At 66.4% G+C, this 1,093-nt stretch carries 1 protein-coding gene and 1 pseudogene; both read left to right on the plus strand.

Annotated features, from left to right (window positions below):
- Positions 1–404 (plus strand): annotated as a pseudogene (locus ACFUJR_RS39365) (ISL3 family transposase); the annotation flags it as partial.
- A gap of 34 nt (positions 405–438) precedes the next feature.
- Positions 439–963, plus strand: a complete 525-nt coding sequence (locus tag ACFUJR_RS39370; protein ID WP_383451324.1) for a hypothetical protein — start codon at positions 439–441, stop codon at positions 961–963.
- Positions 964–1,093: the final 130 nt, after the last annotated feature.

Genomic DNA, 1,093 nt, shown 5'->3' on the forward strand with positions numbered 1-1,093 from the left:
CCCACCCGCACCGACGAAACCTCCACATCAACGACCGCCTGCCCCGGCTCCTGGAGCACTGCCCTGAACTCAGGCAGACTCACGACCTGGTCCGCCGGTTCGCCACCATGCTCGACAACCACGACGCGACACCCCTCCAGGACTGGCTGGACGGCCTTGCAGGCAGCGGCCTGGCCCCACTCTCCGGCCTCGCCGGAGCCCTTCGCGAAGACCGGCATGCCGTCGCACAGGGAATCACCACCCCCTACAACTCCGGCGTCAACGAAGGCCGCATCACCGACGTCAAACTGCAGAAACGCCTGATGGCCGGCCGCGCCGGCGTCCCGCTCCTCCGCCACCGAGTCGTTCTGATCGCCCACCTCCGCCGCCGCTATGCGGACCGGCCGATCACGTCACCGAGATGATGGTTGTCAAGCAGCACGCCGTAGGCTGCGGCCCATGGAGTCTTTGATCGCTGCCGTCCGTGAGCAGGAAGAAGCTGCCCGTTTTCTCGCTTGGCCGGGCGACTTCGACCTGGACCGCGGCGACCATGTCGAGGAAGTACACCTCGCCTCAGGCACCGCGCTTGAGGGGTTCGCCGGCGACGGTACAGGCGGTACGTACTTCTTCTGCGGTGAAGGCCGCGAGGAACGTCCCATCCTTTATGCCGACTCCGAAGGAAGGGCGGCTCTGGTTGCCATCGGCCTGCCCGAGTTGGTGCGGCTGCTACTGGTCGTCCCGTGGTGGCGCGACTGCCAGGCTTTCACGGACGAGGAGAGACGCGAGCTCGAGGCCGAGTATCTGGAGGACCAGCCGGTTCTCGTGGCCCGGAGAGACCGCGCAGCTGCAGCCCTTGGCCTCAGCCTTCCGAACCAGGCAGATGCCTTGGCCCGTTTGCGAGAGGTCGCCACCCAATCGGGAGAGGGATTCGTTCTGATCTTCACGCCGGAGGGCCACACCTACGAGCCGCTCTTCACACCCTGAGACGGGTCACGGGCTCAGGCCGCGACGAGACCCCGCTGAGGGGCGGAGCACAGCCATAGGCTGCCCACTGTGTGGGCCTGTCGACCGCACTCGCGAGATGATCTCCGGCTACGAAAATCTTGCCAGAGCC

Origin of the sequence: Streptomyces sp. NPDC057271, assembly GCF_042668715.1 — a bacterium.
Lineage (GTDB): Bacteria > Actinomycetota > Actinomycetes > Streptomycetales > Streptomycetaceae > Streptomyces.